This is a genomic window from Psychrobacter sp. 4Dc, from assembly GCF_002836715.1.
In the GTDB taxonomy this organism is placed as follows: Bacteria; Pseudomonadota; Gammaproteobacteria; order Pseudomonadales; family Moraxellaceae; genus Psychrobacter.
The window spans coordinates 39423-59859 of sequence record NZ_CM009116.1 but is presented as its reverse complement, the minus strand read 5'-3'; the positions used below and the strand labels follow the sequence as shown (position 1 = coordinate 59859).

Annotated in this window: 19 protein-coding genes; 15 read left to right on the top strand and 4 right to left on the bottom strand. The window is 41.9% G+C overall.

Translation table 11 applies throughout. The features are described from left to right. The first annotated feature begins 4 nt into the window (after nt 1–4). From CXF61_RS00290 to CXF61_RS00280, 3 genes are all read left to right on the top strand, one after another. Entirely contained in the window at nt 5–616 is a 612-nt protein-coding gene (locus tag CXF61_RS00290; protein WP_165596726.1) for an IS607 family transposase, read from the top strand. Continuing rightward, nucleotides 613–1767 (top strand): RNA-guided endonuclease InsQ/TnpB family protein, encoded by a 1155-nt coding sequence (locus tag CXF61_RS00285; protein WP_093071385.1) that lies wholly within the window; start codon nt 613–615, stop codon nt 1765–1767. The genes CXF61_RS00290 and CXF61_RS00285 overlap by 4 nt, the downstream gene beginning before the upstream one ends. A gap of 158 nt (nt 1768–1925) precedes the next feature. Further along, on the top strand, nt 1926–2549 hold the full coding sequence (locus tag CXF61_RS00280; RefSeq protein WP_165596725.1) for a coiled-coil domain-containing protein: 624 nt from the start codon (nt 1926–1928) through the stop codon (nt 2547–2549). 1357 nt (nt 2550–3906) lie between these two features. On the opposite strand, the gene CXF61_RS00270 is transcribed toward CXF61_RS00280, so the two are convergent. The 4 genes from CXF61_RS00270 to CXF61_RS00255 all read right to left on the bottom strand — a co-directional run bounded on the left by CXF61_RS00270 (nt 3907) and on the right by CXF61_RS00255 (nt 8718). Continuing rightward, nucleotides 3907–4629: a CHAP domain-containing protein gene (locus CXF61_RS00270; protein WP_165596724.1), complete on the bottom strand. Its 723-nt coding sequence runs from the start codon at nt 4627–4629 to the stop codon at nt 3907–3909. Nucleotides 4630–5441: 812 nt separating this feature from the next. Then, entirely contained in the window at nt 5442–6326 is an 885-nt protein-coding gene (gene lgt, locus CXF61_RS00265; RefSeq protein ID WP_011959981.1) for a prolipoprotein diacylglyceryl transferase, read from the bottom strand. 183 nt (nt 6327–6509) lie between these two features. Then, on the bottom strand, nt 6510–7982 hold the full coding sequence (locus tag CXF61_RS00260; protein ID WP_165596723.1) for an ATP-binding protein: 1473 nt from the start codon (nt 7980–7982) through the stop codon (nt 6510–6512). Beyond that, nucleotides 7972–8718, bottom strand: coding sequence for a heavy metal response regulator transcription factor (locus tag CXF61_RS00255; RefSeq protein WP_165596722.1), 747 nt, complete (start codon nt 8716–8718; stop codon nt 7972–7974). Before CXF61_RS00255 ends, CXF61_RS00260 begins: the two co-directional genes overlap by 11 nt. A 325-nt stretch (nt 8719–9043) precedes the next feature. On the opposite strand from CXF61_RS00255, the gene CXF61_RS00250 reads away from it, so the two are divergent. From CXF61_RS00250 to CXF61_RS00200, 12 genes are all read left to right on the top strand, one after another. Continuing rightward, nucleotides 9044–9370 carry a hypothetical protein gene (locus tag CXF61_RS00250; RefSeq protein WP_165596721.1) on the top strand — a complete coding sequence of 109 codons (327 nt, stop codon included), beginning with the start codon at nt 9044–9046 and terminating at the stop codon, nt 9368–9370. Nucleotides 9371–9503: 133 nt separating this feature from the next. After that, the gene (locus tag CXF61_RS00245) at nt 9504–9776 is read left to right on the top strand and encodes a hypothetical protein (protein WP_068037357.1); all 273 of its coding nucleotides are present in this window, start codon (nt 9504–9506) and stop codon (nt 9774–9776) included. A gap of 61 nt (nt 9777–9837) precedes the next feature. Beyond that, nucleotides 9838–10428, top strand: coding sequence for a c-type cytochrome (locus CXF61_RS00240; RefSeq protein ID WP_165596720.1), 591 nt, complete (start codon nt 9838–9840; stop codon nt 10426–10428). 169 nt (nt 10429–10597) lie between these two features. Next, on the top strand, nt 10598–11236 hold the full coding sequence (locus CXF61_RS00235; RefSeq protein WP_068037351.1) for a DUF411 domain-containing protein: 639 nt from the start codon (nt 10598–10600) through the stop codon (nt 11234–11236). 67 nt (nt 11237–11303) lie between these two features. Then, entirely contained in the window at nt 11304–13001 is a 1698-nt protein-coding gene (locus CXF61_RS00230) for a copper resistance system multicopper oxidase (protein WP_165596719.1), read from the top strand. Between the two features lie 31 nt (nt 13002–13032). Next, nucleotides 13033–14145: a copper resistance protein B gene (locus CXF61_RS00225; RefSeq protein ID WP_165596718.1), complete on the top strand. Its 1113-nt coding sequence runs from the start codon at nt 13033–13035 to the stop codon at nt 14143–14145. Between the two features lie 95 nt (nt 14146–14240). Beyond that, nucleotides 14241–14717: a DUF305 domain-containing protein gene (locus CXF61_RS00220; protein ID WP_093068433.1), complete on the top strand. Its 477-nt coding sequence runs from the start codon at nt 14241–14243 to the stop codon at nt 14715–14717. A 139-nt stretch (nt 14718–14856) separates the two neighbouring features. After that, entirely contained in the window at nt 14857–16206 is a 1350-nt protein-coding gene (locus CXF61_RS00215; protein WP_160023492.1) for an APC family permease, read from the top strand. A 129-nt stretch (nt 16207–16335) separates the two neighbouring features. Beyond that, complete coding sequence (locus CXF61_RS00210; RefSeq protein ID WP_068037334.1) at nt 16336–16989, top strand: methyltransferase family protein; 654 nt, start codon at nt 16336–16338, stop codon at nt 16987–16989. A gap of 112 nt (nt 16990–17101) precedes the next feature. Then, entirely contained in the window at nt 17102–17380 is a 279-nt protein-coding gene (locus CXF61_RS14075) for a DUF5676 family membrane protein (protein ID WP_227526553.1), read from the top strand. A 98-nt stretch (nt 17381–17478) separates the two neighbouring features. Continuing rightward, entirely contained in the window at nt 17479–17634 is a 156-nt protein-coding gene (locus CXF61_RS00205; protein WP_156770962.1) for a hypothetical protein, read from the top strand. A 138-nt stretch (nt 17635–17772) separates the two neighbouring features. Further along, nucleotides 17773–20382, top strand: coding sequence for a copper-transporting P-type ATPase (locus tag CXF61_RS00200; RefSeq protein ID WP_165596717.1), 2610 nt, complete (start codon nt 17773–17775; stop codon nt 20380–20382). The last annotated feature ends 55 nt before the right edge of the window (nt 20383–20437 follow it).

The window sequence follows — 20437 nt, the reverse complement described above, 5'->3', positions numbered from 1 at the left end:
AGTTATGGGGAAACTGGTTAGTATTGGGGAGGCTGCCAAACATTTCGGGGTTGCTCAATCCACATTAAGACGTTGGGATGAGGATGGTACGTTAGTCGCCAAGCGAACCGAAAACGGGCATAGGCGATATGATTTAAGTGAAATCAGACCGCATTCCTTGAATACACCACCTAAATTAGACCGAAAAACCATTGCTTATGCTCGTGTGTCGAGTCGTGATCAAAAAGACGACTTACTTCGCCAGTCTCAAGTTTTGGAACTTTATTGTGCCAGGCAAGGCTGGACTTTTGAGACGATTACCGATCTTGGTAGTGGAATGAATTATAAAAAGAAAGGCTTAAAAAACCTGCTTGATGACATACTGAGCAATAAAGTTGAACGGCTGGTAATTACCCATAAAGACAGGCTTTTACGATTTGGTGCAGAACTGGTTTTCATGTTGTGTGAGGCTCGTGACGTTGAAGTGGTAATAATCAATCAAGGTGAAGAGTTGAGTTTTGAGCAAGAATTAGCCCAAGATGTATTGGAGATTATCACCATATTTTCAGCGAGGCTATACGGCTCTCGCAGCAAGAAAAACCAACAATTAATAGAGGCGGTTAAAAAAGCATTATGATCCGTGGACACATTATCGAACTCAAGCCAAACAACGTACAGGCAAATCACCTTGCTCGTGCTTGTGGCGTGGCGAGAAAAGCCTACAACTGGGCTTTGCATGAGTGGCAGCGGCAGTATGCGCTTGACAAAGCGTACCGTGATGCGTGTTTGGCCGCAGGCGTTGAGGTTGATACTAAAAATCTAAACAAGCCCTCACAGGCGAAGCTCAGACGCGAATTGAACGCCATTAAGCGTGAATTATTCCCCTATATGCTGGAAGTGACCAAATGCGCTCCGCAGGCGGCAATCATGCAGTTGGGTGATGCTTATAACAACTTCTTTAAAGGCTTAGCGAAATACCCAACCGCTCGTAAAAAAGGCCGTGACGATAGATTCAGTTTATCCAACGACCAATTTGCCATTAAAGGTAAATCCATTCGTATCCCAAACTTGGGCTGGGTTCGCTTAAAAGAAGCTTTACGTTTTGACGGCAAGATCATGTCAGCCACCATCTCTAAACGTGGCGGTAAGTGGTTTGTTAGTGTGGCTGTTGAAATACAAAAAGCTGTAATTCCTACTAAAAAGACAGGTAAAAGCGTTGGTGTTGATCTTGGTATTACCGACTTACTGGTTTTATCAGACGGCACTAAAATTAAAGCGCCAAAACCACTTCAAGCAAACCTTAAAAAACTAAGAACGCTAAACAAAGCGCTCAGTCGCACTAAAAAAGGCAGTAAAAACAGAGAAAAAGCGAAAACCAAGCTCTCTCGTTTGCACTATAAGATCAGGTGTATTAGGCAAGATTCTCTCCATCAAATCACAACAAGTCTGGTTAATGAGTTCGATGTGATTGCGATTGAGGATTTGAATGTCAAAGGTATGGTTAAGAACAGGCGGCTATCAAGAGCTATCAGTGACTTGGGTTTCTTTGAGTTTAAGCGACAGCTTATCTACAAAGCCACTGAGCAAGGCAAGGTTGTGAAATCAGTCGGACCCTTCTACCCAAGCTCAAAAACCTGTTCAAACTGCAATCATATCCTTGGTAAAGATGAGCTAACATTGAAAATGCGTGAGTGGTTGTGCCCTAACTGTCAGGTTTCTCATGACCGTGACCTCAACGCCAGCATCAATATTTTAAATAACGCGACTGTTATTTTAACAGCTGCATAATCCTGTTTATTGGACGGTGAGTTCCATCGCCAATTAAAAAAGTCTGTGGAGTCGTGGTCAGTCTAAATCTCAAATGAGAAATAGCGCGTGACAATGAAGCAGAAAGAAAACGTCAAACCTATCTAATAGTCAATATTGGCTAGGTTTGAGTAAGATTTTTGGAACGGGAACAAGCGGATTTACTACAGCAACTGGACGAGGTGACCGGCACTGCGGAAACAGCAACTAAAAGCGCACAGCAAGCCACAGCTGACCATGACGCTACCAAACAGACGCTATTAGATACTAGGCATGAATTAGAGCTTGAACGCACTAAGGCTAAGACCGCGCAATCACAGCTTGCAGAGGTGAGTAATGCATTAGATAAGCAATCTATAGAGCTGACTAGCAGTCTTGGTGAGGTAGCCACGCTTAAAGCCACAGCTGATAGTGATAAGGCAGAGATTGCACGTTTAAAGATTGAACTTAAAAATACTAAGTCAGAGCTAAAGGCAGTCACCACTGAGCGGAATGATATACAAACGGCTACCGCAGAGATCAAAGGAGAGTTAAAGGCAGTCACCGCTGAACGTGACAAGCTATCAGGACTTAATAATCAGCTGACTCAAACTCAGGCTAAGCTTGAAGCCGAGCATAGCGTATTGAATAAACAATATAGCGAGCTATCAAGCCGTCATTTATCAAAGCAGGAACAAGTGACTCTGTTACAAGATCAACTTAAGAAAGCACAAGATGCTCTAATACTTATTCAAAACAAAGATAGTGCTTTGGATGCTGATTAGATAAAAGTATTCAAGGTTCCATGATAAAGAACAGTTATGATTTTAGGAGAGACTTTACCCAAGGCATAGATCTCATTCTATTCACACTAAACTTATGAATCAGCCATGACAATATTGACTCACTGAATAAATGATAGTTGTATAATAAATATTCTAAATTTTTCTCTAGACTCTTATAGTATATAGCCTAGTGGGCTATATACTACTTAAATTAGCCTAAGTAAATTTATGCTGATTTTGGAGCCTTGAGCAGATTTCAAGGAACACTCACCCTAAAGCAGTTATGAGTATAATAAAAACACTCACAAACACTTTAGTGCATTCCTTGGATTTGATGTGATTAGTCATGCCGACTTCATCGCCCATCGCGTCATCAAGACCGTATCACTGTATCAAGCTACGGCTGTTATGATTACGGCTGATAGCACCGCCTAAACACGCTCATAACCGCTACTGTGCTGTCATACGCTAGCAAGGGCGTTCGCCCAATATACCGCTACGATATGCACAAGTAACCACTCATTGCGTTGCTCTGATCCTTTGTCTAGTAACCCCTGTAGGGAGCTCACCCTTATGTCAAACGCAGTCGTCACCGAGGCCTGCCACCCATTTGACGGGTAACGGGTACAAAGAGAGCAGCACAAGGATGTAACGAGCGAACAAGCAGTTTTTAAAATGTATAGTGAATAAGGTTGATATGAAAGCAGTTTTTGGATAAAATGCACCTACACGGGCATTTAATGCTGTTCAAATAACGCACTGCGTATGCTTATTTGTTCGTTACAGGGTGTTGAAGCACTCTGTAACCGTTAGCTACATTAAAAACTAAATGCCTCTAGGAGTCAACTCCCAGAGGCATTTTTTTGTTTAGTCTTTCGATATGACTCTGGTAAATCTTTAGGTGCTATCATAATCAACTTTCTCAAGTACTTCAAATCGCTTTGAGAGTGTCATAATCTCTCAAAAAACCATCTAAACCGCCTCAGGTTTTCGGAGACTAAACAGTCTTAGAGAGTACGACGAACTCGGGGTGGTTTACCCATACGCTTTGAGCTAAGCCACATCTTCATGAGCGTCGTTTCGTAATTTGTCTTGTAATGCTAGCAATCCAAAAATTTCTCAGTTTTGCGCCAGAAATGTGCAGGTAGTGCACAAGCGGTATCATGTGGCATCTTAAACGCGCTTGCCGATAATTCTTGTAATGAGTAATGATATCAGTAGTATCTATTTCTGACTGATCAAATCATGAAAGGTTAAATACACCCTGATGTTAAGCACAAAAAAACCCAGCAATGATAGTAAGATCACTACTGGGTTGGAGAAAAGCAATAAATATGTTGTGCTGACTTCTCAGGTCTTATTTATCATTCATAGCAAGGTAGATATTACGATCTGATGCGGATGCGTCATCCACATATTTTGAATCACGCCATGTCGTATAAGCATAGACACCACTGTATGGGCTGATACTGTTCTGACGGAAGTCAGAAATCCAATTTGTACCATCGAAAATTTGAATATGGCCATGTGGACGCTTTGATGAGCGATCATAGACAATAACATCACCTACTTGGGTTGGCATATCATTGCTGATTTTGCTGAAACCTGCTTTCTCAAGTGTGCCACGAGTAGCGTACTGATAGGCTGAAGGATTTGGAGTGAACTCATAACCAGCTGATTGTAGTGCTTTACGTACGTAACGGGCACAGTATCCAGAGCTGCTAGATAGAGCCACTCGTGAAGCGCGAGCAGCAGCGATAGCGGGTGCTGAATTGCTATCAGGGATAGTATTGACTTGCTGCTGTTGTCTTTCAGCATATAAGCGGCTACTTGATAACGAAAGCTGTTTCTCTTTTTGTTGAGCCTGCGCACTTAAGTTGCTAATTGCTTGACTGATTTCATCATTGCTAGAAACATAAGCACCACTTTTGGTGCTATAAATATTTTTTGACGAACTGTAGTTTGATGCCGCAGAAATATTGGTTATATTATTACTTGTTTGAAAGGTCGTTACAGCAGCAGTACTCGTTTGTGCTATGCCCATACCCAGTACTGACAAAATCAATAAGGCCTGTTTCATAAATCTAATACCTACGGTTAATTCAAAATGGTCTGTTGTCCATAACAGAGCAGTCAATTAAATCTCAACAACTCAAGAATATACACATTGTGGTGACTAATAATTATGCTGCAAACCCTTATTCCATAGGCGGCCGGCATTATCAACGATTTCGCTAAAACCTTATAAATTTATTGGAAGTCAAACTGTTAGCCAAAACACAAATCGGACTTTAGCATAGGCTGTAAAGCATGTCATCACTAATAAAAATCTGATAAAAGCTCTTTTTAAGCTTATAAAATGATAAAAAATACCTATTTTATAATGTAATTTCGTGTAACATTTATAGAATATAGCTGACCAACCTGACAACAATATCTCCTGTTTGATAAGCAGAAAAAAACGTTTGAGGATTAAATCCTTAATTTAGATTTAATCCTCAAACGTTTTTTTAGTGGGTGAAGTAATTATGCTATATAGGGTTTAACCAATTATTAAAATAATATACTAATTTATAGTGTCAATATGAATTTTAATTCGCTAAGGAACTATGTAATCTTACGTAATTGTTGCGATACATCATGTAGTTCCTTGTATTAATTTCTAAGAAATTGGTTATTTTAAAGACAGATAACATCTAAAATAGGTTACATTGACATAAAAAGTTACATATCCAAATTTATTTTTAGCTTTTGAAGTTCCACTATCTGATGAAAAAATTAGGTTTAGGAATAAAAATCCTTGTACTAACATAGGTATTAATTCTGCAAATGGAATGTATCTTGTTAGAACTGCATTTATATTTATTTGTTCATGCACCTCGACACTTATTTCTAATATGCAGACTGCTTACCCCAATCATAAATACCGCGTTTGTAAGCATAAATCAGCATGATTAAGCCGGCGATAATCATCGGCGCGCTTAAGATTTGCCCTTTGGTCATCCAACCTAATAATATGAATCCTTGGTCAGCATCTGGCTGGCGGAAGAATTCAATGATAAAGCGGCTGATGCCATAGCCTAGTAAGAATACAGCGGAGGCGGCCATACGTGGACGTGGTTTTGATGAATACCACCATAAGAATATAAATAGCAGCAGACCTTCGGCAAAGGCTTCATATAGCTGTGATGGATGACGAGGCAATATGTATTGACCATTGACTTCAATCATCAATTCTTGCAATTGTGGATTGCTCTGTAATTGCTCCATATCAAACGCCGCGGCTTGCGGAAAGTAGGTCAGCCAGTTATAGCCACCGTCTGAGACGCGACCCCATAATTCGCCATTGATATAGTTGCCGATACGCCCAAACAGTAAGCCGGTTGGTACACAAGGAACGATAAAATCGAATACTTGAAAGGTAGTCTTTTTATATTTACGGGCAAAGAACCACATACCTAGCATGACGCCGATAAAGCCGCCGTGGAAAGACATACCGCCTTCCCAGACTTTTAATATATAGGCAGGGTTTTGGAGTAATTCACCGAACTGATAAAACAGCACATAGCCAATACGACCGCCTAAGATGACACCAAGCGCGCCATAAAAGACTAAGTCAGAGACCATGTCGGTGGTCCAATTGTCGCGTTTGGTACTGCGATACCAAGCCAAACCGTAAGCGGCAGCAAAGGCTAGCAAATACATTAGCCCATACCAGTGCACTTCCAATGGACCCAAGGAAAGCGCTACGGGATCATACTGAGGATGAATCATCATAAAGGCACCATAATTATTGGTAATAGAATGTATGAAATAGGCTTATATAAGAAATTTTTTGTCCAACAATTGAAAAGTACAACTATCGCAAGTCAGAATCTCATCTTATGGATAGAGAGACCTTCCAAGTAAACTCGCCTTCGATCTAATCTGAGCGGTTCATAGACAGTATGAAGGTATTTACTACCTGGCAATCAACAACTTTACAGCAACCTCAAAAAGACACTCATCTTTGATAGTAATACTAACTTTGCCATTATGAGCATTGGCGATAGCTTGCACAATAGATAAGCCTAAGCCTGTTCCTGAATGCATCGTATTCGTTTTATCATGACGATAGAATCGCTCAAACAGTTTATCGGCTTCAATCTGATTTAATGGTTTGTCTAGACGGTTGGTCATAGTTATTCTTAACCAGAGCTGCTCTGGGGATTGAATATCGTCTTTTGGCGCATTAAGCGAGGTGCTTGAAGTGAGGACAGTAGCGGATATCATAATAGTGCTATTACTAGCCGCATAATAAATCGCATTTGACATCAGGTTGGCAAACAGCCGTTGCAATAAGCCTTTATCACCTAGTACTGTTTTAAAATCACCCGATTTTTCAAAGATTATCTCACGATCCTCAGCAATCATCTCATAATAATCTATAAGCTTTGTGATCAAGCTCTCTATATCGACATGACTGATTTGCGAATCACTCAGCTCTTTTTGAGTTTTTGCCAGTAATAACATATCGTTAATCATGGCGGATAACTGCTTTAACGTATCATGCTGATGATGCAATTGCTCAATGTATTCGTCGCTTTCTCTTGGCTTAGTTAACATGACTTGCGTTTGCGTACTCAGCGTCGCTATTGGCGTACGTAGCTCATGGGCGATATTGTCTGAAAACCGTGATAATGATTCAAAGTTACTTTCAAGCTTGACCATCATAGAATTATAAGACTCCGTTAGTGGACGTAATTCTAACGGCATATCGCCAACCACAATTCTTTCATCTAACCTTTGAAGATTAATGCCTTTCATCTTTTGTACGATAGTAGCTAGGGGAGCAAAACCCCAGTGTACACTTAGTGCTGCTACTGAAACCAATAATAAGGTAATGGCGATAAGTATCAAGCTCAGCTGGCGATTAAACTGGATAAGATATTGATGATGCACATCGCTAGGTAGAGCAATAAATGCCAAAACCTCTTGATGTGTAATGATAATGGCTCGGTAATGCCTATTATTTATCTTGATCATAAACTGCTGATCGCGATAGTCCTGCAATAGTTGTAACAAGCTAAAATCTGCCGGTAGATCATTGATGAAATTACTGGGATCGCTGGATAATAATTTGCCATTTTTATCTGATACTAAGGTTTTTAAATCATAATCCAGCCAAGAAGAATGTAGATGATTGGCATCAATTAGCGCTTGCGATTTTGATACTGTGAATGGTTCTATGTGATCTTCCAAACTAACCATACGTTTACGCAGGTTAAAAGCTGCATGGGTAATAATCTCTGAGTCCATTTGCTCAAAGTGCTCGTTAACAGAGCGCTGAACCCATATATAAATAACAACTTGAGAGATAACAACAAATATTGTCAGTAAAAAAACAGTACGCCATAACAGTGACCAACGCCGATTCTTAGATTTATCTCTCATTTGATGTCAGACTGTCTTTATTAATACTATCGTCGCCCATGCCACTATCCACGTCGACAGCCAGTGGCTCTAACTTGTAGCCCATTCCGCGTACCGTATGAATCAGCTTTATATCAAATCCATCATCAATTTTTATCCGCAAGCGCCTTATAGCCACGTCAATGACATTCGTATCACTCTCAAAGTTTATATCCCATACTTGCGAGGCGATCACAGTGCGCGGCAGTACCTCACCTTGACGTTCTAAGAAAAGTTGTAATAAAGCAAACTCTTTAGCAGTCAATTTTATATTAGTGTTGCCTCTATGAACGGTGCGTTTGGCAATATCCATTTTCAGATCAGCTATGTGTATGACCGAGCTTTTATAATCAGATTGATTGGCACGGCGCAATAGGCTTTTTATTCTAACAATCAGTTCAGCAAAAGCAAAAGGCTTGGTCAGATAATCATCGCCACCAATTTCAATACCTTTGATCCGATCGCTTAAATCATCTTTAGCCGTTAAAAATAAAACTGGCGTATGCTTTCCAGCAGCTCGGTAGCGCTGTACCAACTCAAAGCCACTGACGTCAGGTAGCATGACATCCATCAAAACCACACTAAAATCTTCAGTCATTAACGCATGATAGCCATCTAAACCTGTCATGTGATGATCCACGATGAAACCGGCCTCAGTTAAGCCTTTCTTAATATATTCTCCAAGGTTTTTCTCATCTTCTACTAACAGTACTTTCATCGTTGCTTACCTTTATATCATTATAGTTGTCAACAGCGTATCACTAACATTGTTAGCTTATCAGCCATATATTTATCAGGAACCCTTGTTATAACAGTGTTCTTTGGATAGAGACAGATGCTGGTATTTGGTTTTAATGACAAGAAGATGACAATATTATGCTGTTCCTAACGAACATGTAATATCCGTGTCATCTAGCTGTCAGCCACCATTTAGTATTCTAAATCAACGCCGCATATTGGCTTGTCTCTGATACAGACTGTCTCTACGAGTAAAGCAATTATCCTACTTGAACAGTTTGTTATTTATCTTTAAAGGGTCTTATATGAAAAATTATAGTTCATTAAAAAAAGCAGCTTTGCTTTCAGTATCGATGTTAGTGGGCATGTCAGCGGCCAATGCGCATACCACAAACTTAGATGCTTCTGTTCTCGGTAATTGTGATGCGCTCACTAGTTTTGCAAGAAACGCAGATCATAATGATGCACAAATGTCCAAAGAGCAAAAGAAAAGTTATGTCGACGCCAGAGTGGCTTGTCAGGTTCAACATCAAGATCAACATTTGCAGTCTGAAAAGTATTTTGTAGAAAAATATGGTAGCGATCGTGATAGTAATGCTGAAGCCATATTAAATGAATATATCGCGCATTAGAATCTAAAGCAGTGAGAATGACAGAATTGTAATCTTAACGTCATCTGCCAGTCAGAATAAATGATGTATCATTTAGGCTGGTTTAACAGCTATTGAACTCAATAACCTTTAATCCAAATAATAGGAATTAATCATGTCACAATTTAAATTACTGTCTAAATCAATCGCAATGACGGTCATCGCTCTTGTCGTATCGACCTCAGCTATGGCGCATGATCCAAAATTGCATGCTAAAAAAGATCAAATGAACTGTGAAAAGTTGGAAAAGAATATGCAAATGATGCAAAAAATGGATCATAGCAAGATGGATATGAAAGATCCTGCTATGAAAGCAATGATGGCTAACATGGGTAAAATGAAGCAAATGTACCAAAAAAACTGTGTTACTAACGACAGTAAATCTTAAAAATTTTAGCTCTGCTAAATAGCAGTCAACACTTAACGAAAATAAAGTTTTAGGAAAACATATGAAATTTTTATTGGGTGCGCTCTTTACCGTATTTGTGGCAATCGTTGGCGTGTTTGCGGTTGTTACTAGTGGTGTTGTCAATGTGGGAGCTGACCAAGAGCATAGCCCAATGATGTTTAGCTTTTTGGAAACCGCTCGCAATCGTTCCATAGCAAATGCCAGTAAAGATATTGTGGTACCAGACTTAGAGAAGGTCGATATCAGCTCTGGGGGCGCGGACTATAAGGATATGTGTGCAGGCTGTCACTTGTCTCCGGGAGTGGCACAAACTGACTTTAGTGAGGGCTTATATCCAAAGCCGCCCAACTTTACCAAGGCTGATATTGTCAAACGTTATCAAACAGAAGACGGTGCAAAGCAAGGCTTTTGGGCAATCAAGCACGGTATTATGGCATCTGGAATGCCTACGTGGGGTGCTTCTCATGACGACGCTAGAATGTGGGCAATGGTAGCCTTCATTAGATCGTTACCTGAATTAGATGAAGCTCAGTACACGATGCTAACCACTAGGATAGATGGCGATATGATGGACATGTCATTTGACGGTGATATGAATATGTCGGATGATGAATCTGGAATGCAGCATTAATACTTTCTAGATATGAAAGCCTCCTAACTCACGGTTGTCGCTATTATATTAATAATGCAGTACTGAACAGTGCTGCATTTAATGTTTTTAGTTAAGTACATAAGAATTAAATATAGGGTGTAAGTTTTTAGAATATCGAGCATAATAATAGACGTTTAGGAGTAATTTAATGAGACATTACACACATGTGCTTTCTAATGGACATAGCTGGTTATCCAGTCGTGTCCTTTTATTGGTGGTGACATCGTCACTCTCGTTAACGCTAGCCGCTTGCAGCCAATCTAATACCAGTGGCTCTGATTCTCAACCAGTAAAGGTTGAACAGTCTGCTACCCAGAATGCACAAGTACAAAATGAAAGTTCTGCTCCTACAAATGCTCCCGTTAACAGCTCGTCATCATTACTCAAAAACGTCTCAGCCACAGTTTATAAAGATGCCAACTGCGGCTGCTGCAAAGAATGGGTAGGCTATGCCGAAGGTCATGGTCTAAGCGCAACTGCGCAAGACGTTACAGATTTATCTTTATTTAAAGAGCGTTACGGTGTCCCGCAGCAAATGCGCTCTTGTCATACCACCGTCACTACTAATGGTTATGTTTTTGAAGGTCACGTTCCTGCTAAATACATGGCTGAATTCTTAGCAAATCCTCCTGCACAAGCTATTGGACTTGCCGTACCGAGTATGCCGGTTGGTAGCCCCGGTATGGAGTATGAAGGTAAATTCATGCCCTATAAAGTCATGCAATTGAACAAGGATGGCAGCACTCAAGTGTATGCGGCTATTGAGTCGCCAGCGCAGCAGATGTAGTTCTATTAATAAGTTATCAGATATATAAGTTCAACTCTCATTTCATGGATTAACTTAGGTCAATATTATGAATAAAAACAGATTTAACCGCAGGCGTTTTTTGACAGGGTCATCCACCTTGCTCGGCGCGTCGATGCTATCCACACTACCGACGATGGCTAATAGTGCTTTAACTAAAAGCCAAAATGTCGTAGTCAATAGTGATAGAGCCGATCACATTGTACCTATACTGACAGGCAAAGAGTTTGATCTTTATGTCAGTGAGAAGATGATAACGGTCAACGGCAAGTCAAGCATGGCAACGCTGATAAATGACTCACTGCCTGCGCCAACGCTTAAGATGCAAGAAGGCGATACGGTCACCATTCGAGTCCATAATCAGCTGAATGAGTCGACCTCTATTCACTGGCATGGCCTCTTAGTGCCGTTTGAGATGGATGGCGTACCGGGTATCAGCTTTGATGGTATTCCTGCGGGTAGCACCTTCACGTACAAATTTAAACTGATACAGTCAGGCACTTATTGGTATCACTCGCATACTGGCTTCCAAGAACAAACCGGTATGCGCGGGGCCATCGTCATTGAGCCGAAAGGGCGCGAACGCTATCCTATCGAGGAAGATCACGTTATCCTGCTTAGTGATTGGACGCATCGCGATCCGCATAATCTGCTAAAACTACTTAAGCAGCGTGCTGGCTTTGATAATTATCATCTGCCAGACTTTAAAAAGCTATTGTCCGATATTGCCGAAACGGATCTGAAAACCGCGTTTGATAAGCGCAAAAGTTGGAATCAGATGCGCATGATGCCCACTGATTTTACGGACTTGTCGGGTGAAAACACATTTACCTACCTTATCAATGGCAAAACCACAGCGGCTAACTGGACGCAACTTGTCAAGGCTGGACAGCCTGTCAAACTACGTTTTATTAATGGTTCAGCGCAGACGATATTTGATGTACGCATCCCCGGCCTAAAAATGAAAGTCGTCGCGACGGATGGGATTGATGTCAGTCCCGTCGATATCGATGATTTCCGTATTGGGGTGGCCGAGACTTATGATGTCATCGTGACGCCCACTAAAGACGCGCATACCATATTTGCTCAAAACATAGATCGGTCAGGCTATGTTGCGACAACGCTTGCTACCAAAAAAGGTGCTCGTCCTGCGATACCTGCTATGGACAAAATCGAATGGCTGACGATGGCCGACATGATGGGCGCCATGGGATCGAATGGCTATAACGCTAAACATGCCAAAACAGAATATGACTTTAAGTCCGATATGCGCGTTGATAGTCCGCGTATGAACCTTGATGACCCTGGTATTAATCTACGTAACATTGATAGAAAGGTTTTGAATTATAGTCAGTTGCGCTCTGTCGGCGATGAGATAATGGCAGAGCAGCGCAAACCCACCAGAGAGATTGAAATACATCTGACGGGAAACATGGAGCGCTATATTTGGGCTCTAGACGGGGTTATGTTCAAAGATGCCGCACCGGTCAATATTAAGCCGGGTGAGCGCGTACGTATTACCTTAGTCAATGACACCATGATGAATCATCCCATGCATTTGCATGGTATGTGGAGCGATCTGCGGATGCCTTCAGGTGAGTTTCAAGTACGTAAGCATACGATAATGGTACAGCCTGCACAAAAGATAAGCTTTGATGTCACCGGAGAAGCTGGCAGATGGGCATGGCATTGCCACTTGCTCTATCACATGGAAGCAGGGATGTTTAGAGAAGTTGCCGTTGTTTAAGCAAATCTTTGGTTGATAGGTGAGAGATGAGATGAAAATACATAAAGTAGGTTTACGGTTCGCCGGGGTATCATCATTGGTATTATTAGCATCATCATTTGCTAATGCTGCTGACCCGTCCACGGTTAAAAAAGACATGACTATGTCAGATATGGACCATAGTAGTATGGACATGTCGAACATGGATCATGGCAGTATGGACATGTCTGGTATGGATATGTCGGGCAATATGTCAGATATGGACCATAGTGGCATGGATATGTCAGGCGATATGTCGGATATGGATCATAGTGGTATGGATATGTCAGGCGATATGTCGGATATGGATCACAGTGGCATGGATATGTCGGGCGATATGTCAGGCATGGACCATAGCAAAATGGATATGTCAGGCATGGACCATGGCAAAATGGATATGTCAGGTACGCAAGGTGGTAAAGCTCCAGCTGATGCTCGCAGTCCTGACTATTCAAACGGCGTTCCCTATGGTCGCTTTGGTAAGCCTGTGATGATGGATAGCTTACCGTTATGGGGTGTTTCTGTAGGACAGTTGGGCTATCAGTTTGATGACAATCAGATTAACTATGAGGTGGATGCTTGGTATGGAAAAGATGAGCGACGCCTATCTGTACGCAGCGAAGGTAGTGTTCAGACTAAGGACGATAAAAAAATTGATAGTCTGAACTCACTGGCTTATTGGAAGCCGCTAAGTATTTTTTGGAATGGTGAAGCAGGTGTCGCTTATGATACCAAAAACGATAAGGCTGCCCTTATGGCGGGTATCGTAGGTACTGCACCATACTTTGTTGAAACAGATGCAAGAGCCTATCTCTATACTGATGGTCAAGTACGTCTTGACTTAGGTACGGCATATGAGTGGCGTTTGACTCAGCGTTGGGTTGTCAGACCAGAAGTAGGGCTGACAGCCTTTAGTAAAGACGATACTGATAACGGTATTGCTAAAGGGTTCAATGATTTTGACGCTGAAGTCAGGCTGGCTTATGAGACATTCAGTCGTCAGCTCGCGCCTTATGTGGGTATCAGCTATGAGACCGCTTTAGGCAACGCAAGAGATTTGCGACGTCAAGAAGACGAAGCTGTTGATTCTAGTAGCGTTACAGCTGGTGTAAAATTTTGGTTCTAGTGTTAACCATGTAAGTAACAACAGTTTATAACACTAGCTCTAAAAAAAGGCACCTCTTTATTTAGGTGCCTTTTTACTAAATTAAGGACAAGAATATGAATAACCATATGGATAATAAACAGAAGCAAATGAACCCTTATGTAAAGTTCACAATCATGATTTTAACATCCACAGTGGTGATGTTTATCATGATGTATTTTAACACCTATCAGTGGGATCATATTTACTTTAGTGAAACCCGAGCTTATATGGCGCTGTATATGGGCGCGGTAATGGCAATTATCATGCTCGCCTTTATGACCAATATGTATAAAAAAACCAAGATAAACTTGATGGTTTATGGGGTTAGCGTAGTTTTATTTGCCTTTGGTCTTTGGGGCGTACGCTCTCAGCAAACGGTCGATCAAGTGGATTGGATGCAGGCGATGATACCGCATCACTCGATTGCTATTTTGACCAGTTCGCGTGCTGATATCGAAGATCCACGTGTACGTCAGCTTGCTGATGACATTATCGAAGCACAAAAGCGTGAAATCGCTGAGATGCAAGCGCTTATTGAAGAGTTGGAATAATATATTATGATACCAATAAGTAAGCTCTTCTTTAAAAACTATTTACTATATCGCGTCTTTTAATTCTAACTATACCTACTCCTTACTTCAAAAATAACCTGTAAAACTGAAGTTCTACGAAGAAATAAATTAAGGTCGAATAAGTATGAAGCAAGATAGAACGACTCGCTATCAGAAGGATAGTTTGACATTATCAGGAACAGTTATGCTAGGTACCGGTGTCATGATCGGTGCTGGTATTTTCGCTCTGACCGGTCAGATGGCTCAGATGACGGGTTCGCTTTTCCCACTTGCTTTTCTAGCCGCCGCAATCGTTGTTTCTTTTAGTGCCTATTCTTATATCAAAATCTCTAACGCTTACCCGTCGGCTGGCGGTGTTGCAATGTACCTGCATCAGGCATACGGAGATCGTTTACCGACTGGATTTAATGCCCTGCTGATGTATTTCTCCATGGTTATAGCGCAGAGCTTTTTGGCCCGGACGTTCGGGTCATACACTATGCAGTTATTCGGTGGCGATGACAGCGGTCGCATGGTATCCATCCTTGGCGCCGCGCTTATTCTTGCTGCGTTCTTTATCAATTTACTTGGTAATCGTTGGATTCAGGGGGTTGCATCGGTTATCGGTATTATAAAAATTGTCGGTATTCTTATATTCGGGTTGGTTGGTATCTGGCTAGCTGATAGCTTTGCAGTTGATTCTTCTACATTAGATGACACTAATACTATTGGTGACTTTCTTGGCGCAACGGCGCTAGGCATACTGGCATTTAAAGGCTTTACCACGATTACCAACAGTGGCTCGGAAGTAAAAAATCCTCATCGCAACGTCGGCCGTGCCATTGTAATATCAATCGCAATATGCGTAGTTATTTACACTCTAGTCGGTTTCGCGGTGTCTAGTAATCTATCTCTTGCCGAAATCATCGAAACTAAAGATTACTCCTTGGCTGCCGCCGCACGCCCAGCACTTGGCGACTATGGTCTATGGTTCACAGTTGCAATCGCAATGGTAGCTACCGCTGGCGGCCTCCTTGCTAGCATCTTCGCAGTCTCTCGTATGCTTGCTATGTTGACTGAGATGAAGCTGGTGCCTCATCGTCATTTGGGAATGCCGGGAAGCGTTCAAAAACATACGTTGGTCTATACTGTGGTGTTGGGTTTAGCTTTTACGACGTTATTTGACTTATCACGAATTGCAGCGCTTGGCATTGTTTTCTATCTAATTATGGATATCGCCATTCATTGGGGTGTTTTGCGATACCTTCGTCAGGATATAAAGGCGGTGATGTGGGTGCCTATAGTGGCCATACTTCTTGACCTGTTGGTTCTCGGCGGTTTTGTCTGGATTAAACTAAACTCAGATCCATTCGTACTTGGCGTAGCAGTCGTCACTATTGTAGTGATTGCTGTGGCTGAGCAGGTTTACCTGAAATCTTCAGCGAGGAAAAAAGCTATCGAAAAAGATACGCTTGCAGACCATCATTGACAGTAACATCAAAGAGTTTACAGAAAATTGTTTGGTTAAAAATTGCATAGATTTAAGTGTCTGCTTACTATCTTCAAGAATTGATTTCATGCAATACGATATTCATAAAGACAACAGGGAAAGTAAGCTATGAATGAGTCATTTAATCACGCTGGAACTTGGGGTCTCGCACTAATTGTTATTGTTCTGATTTCTTGGTTCTTTTACCGTTATTTCGCACCAAAGAACTGGCGTGAATGGGCGGGTGCTGGTGTAGTTCAGGCTTTCATTATTGCACTTTACGCAGAAATGTATGGCTTTCCGCTCACTATATATTTATTAGTACGGTTTTTTGGTTTGGACAGCCAATATGTCAGCGCTAGCTTATGGTCGACCCTTGTTGGTTTAGGTGAGACAGGCATGATGATCTCAATGCTACTCGGCTATGCTATTGCATTTTTAGGAGTCGGTCTTTTTGCTCAAGGTTGGCGCCAAGTCCACAAAGCACGAGGGGAAAATCGTTTAGTAACTGATGGACTCTATGCCTACGTACGTCATCCTCAGTACACCGGGTTGTTTATTGCACTGTTCGGTGAGGGTGTGGTGCATTGGCCAACTCTGTTTTCAATCGGTCTGTTTCCAGTGATTGTGCTTGTATACACATGGTTAGCTCGACGTGAGGAACGGCATATGTTTGAAGAGTTTGGTAAAGACTACCTTGCTTACAAACAGCAAGTGCCAATGTTTATTCCTCAATGGGGTCAATGGCGTCAACTTGCCGCCGCCGCACGAGTTAAAAAGTAATATCAATACAGGATAAAGCTTTAATTCATACAAATCCTTAGAGTTAGCATGGTTAGATACGATTGGTTATCTTGAGCTTGAACCACATCATACAATAGTGAGGATTACTAAGATGGCCAAATCAAACTTAACGACAAGTCCTTTGAGAATTGTCCCTGTTGGCAACAGTGTATCGTTGTTTCTACTCATTAGTTACCTGTTATGCATAGGCTTTGGCTTACTTGCACCCGAACAGATAAGTATGCATGAAGCTTGGGCGCCTCTGCTACCTGGCTTTGAGTGGTTGACGTGGACAGGTTTTCTAATTGGGTTTGTCGAATCGTATCTTTACGGTTGGTATTTCGCAATCTTATTCGTGCCATTATACCGTTGGTTCGCCAAAGTGCGCTAAAGATATTGATATATTAACAGTCAGTAAACCTCTTCGGTTCGAGTAAAAATTAATTGAAGAGTTGGAGTGATCACAGTTTAGACTGAGGAGAAATCATAATGAATGGGTCAATGCATGGCATGATGAACGGCTCAATGATGTATGGCATGGGCTGGGTTATGATGCTTATCTGTTTGTTATTCACCCTACTATTTTTCGCAGTACTAGTACTAACAATCATGGCACTGCTCAAGTATTTGCGTGATAAAAACTAAATTCCAATTGAAAAGTATAGAAATTATTTTTTAGAGGTTTTTAGATTAATGATTAGATGAATAGCAATCGAGGATTGATGATAGTGCTTTAAGAGTTGTACTTATTATAAATATTTATTGTCTTCAAGGAGTGGTTTTATGAAACATATTGCCGATGAAAAATCTATCAAAGGTGGTCAGTACGATAAAGTACCAGAAAATTATAGTGGTACGGTTTATATCTGCCCGATGCATCCTGAGGTTAGAGATACTGAAAAGAGCGATTGTCCGATATGCGGCATGTTTCTTAAACCTGAAGACGAGGTTGCTGAATCCAACAACCATGAAGATAGTCATGCGCATTGTCATGGAGCGGATGCTAATAATAGTAATGAGGTAAATTCTGTCGAAGGCAATAAGTACGACAAGATACCGGAAAATTATAGCGGTACGGTCTATATTTGTCCTATGCATCCAGAAGTAAGAGATGTTGAAAAAAGTGACTGCCCAATATGTGGCATGTTTCTTAAACCTGAAGACGAAGTTGCTAAAGATGATAGTCACGCTAGCTGTCATGGAAAGGATACTGATAGTAGCGGAGTAAAATCTGTTAAAGGCGGTAAATACGATAAAGTACCTGCTGATTACGATGGCACGGTATATACCTGTCCTATGCATCCTGAAGTGAGAGACGTTAGAAATAGCGGTTGTCCGATATGTGGTATGGCGCTTGAGCCCGAAACGCTTACTATCGGTGAAGAGGACACCTCAGAGCTTGACGACATGACTCGTCGTTTTTGGATATGTACCGTGTTGACTGTACCGCTATTAATATATGTGATGAGCGGTATGTTTGGAGTTGACTTTAGTCAGTATGGTATACCTTCACAGGTTTTACAATGGGCTGAGTTAGTGCTCGCGACCCCTGTAGTGCTTTGGGGCGCCGCCCCGTTTTTCGTCCGTGGCTGGCAGTCTATAAAAAGCCGCAATCTAAATATGTTTACCTTGATTGCGATAGGCGTAGGCGCTGCTTATATTTTTAGTATTGTCGCGACCTTTTTTCCCGATATTTTCCCAGACAGTTTCAGAGATGCCTCTGGTCAAGTCGGAGTCTACTATGAAGCGGCAGCGGTCATTGTGACCTTGGTGCTACTGGGTCAAGTATTAGAGCTCAAAGCTAGAAGTCAAACTTCAGGTGCGATTAGAGCTTTGCTTGAGCTCGCACCACCAACCGCAAGACGTGTCGATGAAAACGGTGAAGAAGTCGAAGTCTCGCTTGATGAGGTCGTCACTGGCGATAAGCTACGGGTTAAACCAGGTGAGAAACTACCCGTAGATGGTACAGTGATCGATGGTAATAGTAATGTTGATGAATCAATGGTGACGGGTGAGCCAATCCCTGTATCAAAAGTAGCAGGAGATACAGTGACTGGTGGTACGGTAAATGGCACCGGAACGCTATTAGTCGAAGCGGTCAATGTTGGAGCAGATTCAGTATTATCTAAAATTGTACAAATGGTTGCTGAAGCCCAGCGTAGCCGCGCACCTATACAGAAATTGGTAGATCAAGTGGCGGGTTGGTTCGTACCTATTGTTATTGTCACCTCTATCATAACCTTTATTGTCTGGGCGATATTCGGCCCTGAGCCCGCTATGGCCTATGCCTTGGTTAACGCGATTGCGGTACTGATTATTGCTTGTCCTTGTGCCCTTGGTCTAGCGACGCCGATGTCCATTATGGTTGGTACCGGCAAAGGCGCGCAAAACGGCGTCCTCATCAAAAATGCTGAAGCGTTAGAGAGTATGGAAAAAGTCGATACCATTGTCGTCGACAAGACCGGAACACTGACCGCTGGTAAGCCCGAGCTTACCGCAATTGATGCGCAGGTAGGTCAAGATGAAGACGAGTTCCTCGCATTGGTAGCCTCAGTAGAAAGCGCTAGCGAGCATCCTTTAGCAGAAGCTATCGTTAGAGCAGCTCAAGAAAGATCACTCATTATTCCTAAAGCTACTGACTTTAATTCGACTACTGGCGAAGGCGTACAAGCCGTGGTCGATGGTAAGAAAGTCGCTATTGGTAACTCTAAGCTTATGGAAAGCCTAAATAGTTTTGATAATGAGCTGTCCACTAAAGCTGATGTCCGTAGAAAAGACGGTGAAACGGTAATGTTTGTGGCTATAGACGGTAAAGCTGCTGGTATTATTTCAGTTGCTGACCCTATTAAACCAAGCACTAAAGAGGCTATTTCACTGCTTCATGACGCAGGTTTAAAAGTTGTGATGCTAACCGGTGACAACGAAAAAACCGCGCAGGCAGTCGCCAATAAACTAGGTATTGATGAAGTTCATGCGGATGTTTCACCAGAGGATAAAAACCGTATCGTCAAAGAAATGCAAGACAGCGGTAAATTGGTCGCTATGGCGGGTGATGGTATCAACGACGCACCAGCGCTAGCGCAAGCTAATGTTGGTATCGCTATGGGAACCGGTACCGATGTGGCGATGGAGAGTGCGGGCATTACCCTGCTAAAAGGTGATTTAATGGGCATTGCCAAAGCTTATAAGCTTAGCCACGCCACCATGCGCAATATCAGACAGAATCTGTTTTTTGCCTTTATCTACAATGCACTTGGTGTTCCTATTGCCGCAGGTGTGCTCTATCCCATATTTGGGCTTCTGCTCAGTCCGATGATAGCAGCGGCAGCGATGAGCTTGTCGTCATTCTCGGTGATTGCTAACGCGCTGCGATTGCGCCGTTTGAAACTATAATTCTGGTACGGTAAAAAGTGTTCTAAAGCACACTGACACATACTGGTCTAAACAA

What these genes read in the sequence shown, in the direction of transcription:
- CXF61_RS00290 (WP_165596726.1), top strand. Translation starts at nt 5, where the DNA reads ATGGGGAAACTGGTTAGTATTGGGGAGGCTGCCAAACATTTCGGGGTT.
- CXF61_RS00285 (WP_093071385.1), top strand. Translation starts at nt 613, where the DNA reads ATGATCCGTGGACACATTATCGAACTCAAGCCAAACAACGTACAGGCA.
- CXF61_RS00270 (WP_165596724.1), bottom strand. Translation starts at nt 4,629, where the DNA reads ATGAAACAGGCCTTATTGATTTTGTCAGTACTGGGTATGGGCATAGCA.
- lgt (WP_011959981.1), bottom strand. Translation starts at nt 6,326, where the DNA reads ATGATGATTCATCCTCAGTATGATCCCGTAGCGCTTTCCTTGGGTCCA.
- CXF61_RS00260 (WP_165596723.1), bottom strand. Translation starts at nt 7,982, where the DNA reads ATGAGAGATAAATCTAAGAATCGGCGTTGGTCACTGTTATGGCGTACT.
- CXF61_RS00255 (WP_165596722.1), bottom strand. Translation starts at nt 8,718, where the DNA reads ATGAAAGTACTGTTAGTAGAAGATGAGAAAAACCTTGGAGAATATATT.
- CXF61_RS00250 (WP_165596721.1), top strand. Translation starts at nt 9,044, where the DNA reads ATGAAAAATTATAGTTCATTAAAAAAAGCAGCTTTGCTTTCAGTATCG.
- CXF61_RS00245 (WP_068037357.1), top strand. Translation starts at nt 9,504, where the DNA reads ATGTCACAATTTAAATTACTGTCTAAATCAATCGCAATGACGGTCATC.
- CXF61_RS00240 (WP_165596720.1), top strand. Translation starts at nt 9,838, where the DNA reads ATGAAATTTTTATTGGGTGCGCTCTTTACCGTATTTGTGGCAATCGTT.
- CXF61_RS00235 (WP_068037351.1), top strand. Translation starts at nt 10,598, where the DNA reads ATGAGACATTACACACATGTGCTTTCTAATGGACATAGCTGGTTATCC.
- CXF61_RS00230 (WP_165596719.1), top strand. Translation starts at nt 11,304, where the DNA reads ATGAATAAAAACAGATTTAACCGCAGGCGTTTTTTGACAGGGTCATCC.
- CXF61_RS00225 (WP_165596718.1), top strand. Translation starts at nt 13,033, where the DNA reads ATGAAAATACATAAAGTAGGTTTACGGTTCGCCGGGGTATCATCATTG.
- CXF61_RS00220 (WP_093068433.1), top strand. Translation starts at nt 14,241, where the DNA reads ATGAATAACCATATGGATAATAAACAGAAGCAAATGAACCCTTATGTA.
- CXF61_RS00210 (WP_068037334.1), top strand. Translation starts at nt 16,336, where the DNA reads ATGAATGAGTCATTTAATCACGCTGGAACTTGGGGTCTCGCACTAATT.
- CXF61_RS14075 (WP_227526553.1), top strand. Translation starts at nt 17,102, where the DNA reads ATGGCCAAATCAAACTTAACGACAAGTCCTTTGAGAATTGTCCCTGTT.
- CXF61_RS00205 (WP_156770962.1), top strand. Translation starts at nt 17,479, where the DNA reads ATGAATGGGTCAATGCATGGCATGATGAACGGCTCAATGATGTATGGC.
- CXF61_RS00200 (WP_165596717.1), top strand. Translation starts at nt 17,773, where the DNA reads ATGAAACATATTGCCGATGAAAAATCTATCAAAGGTGGTCAGTACGAT.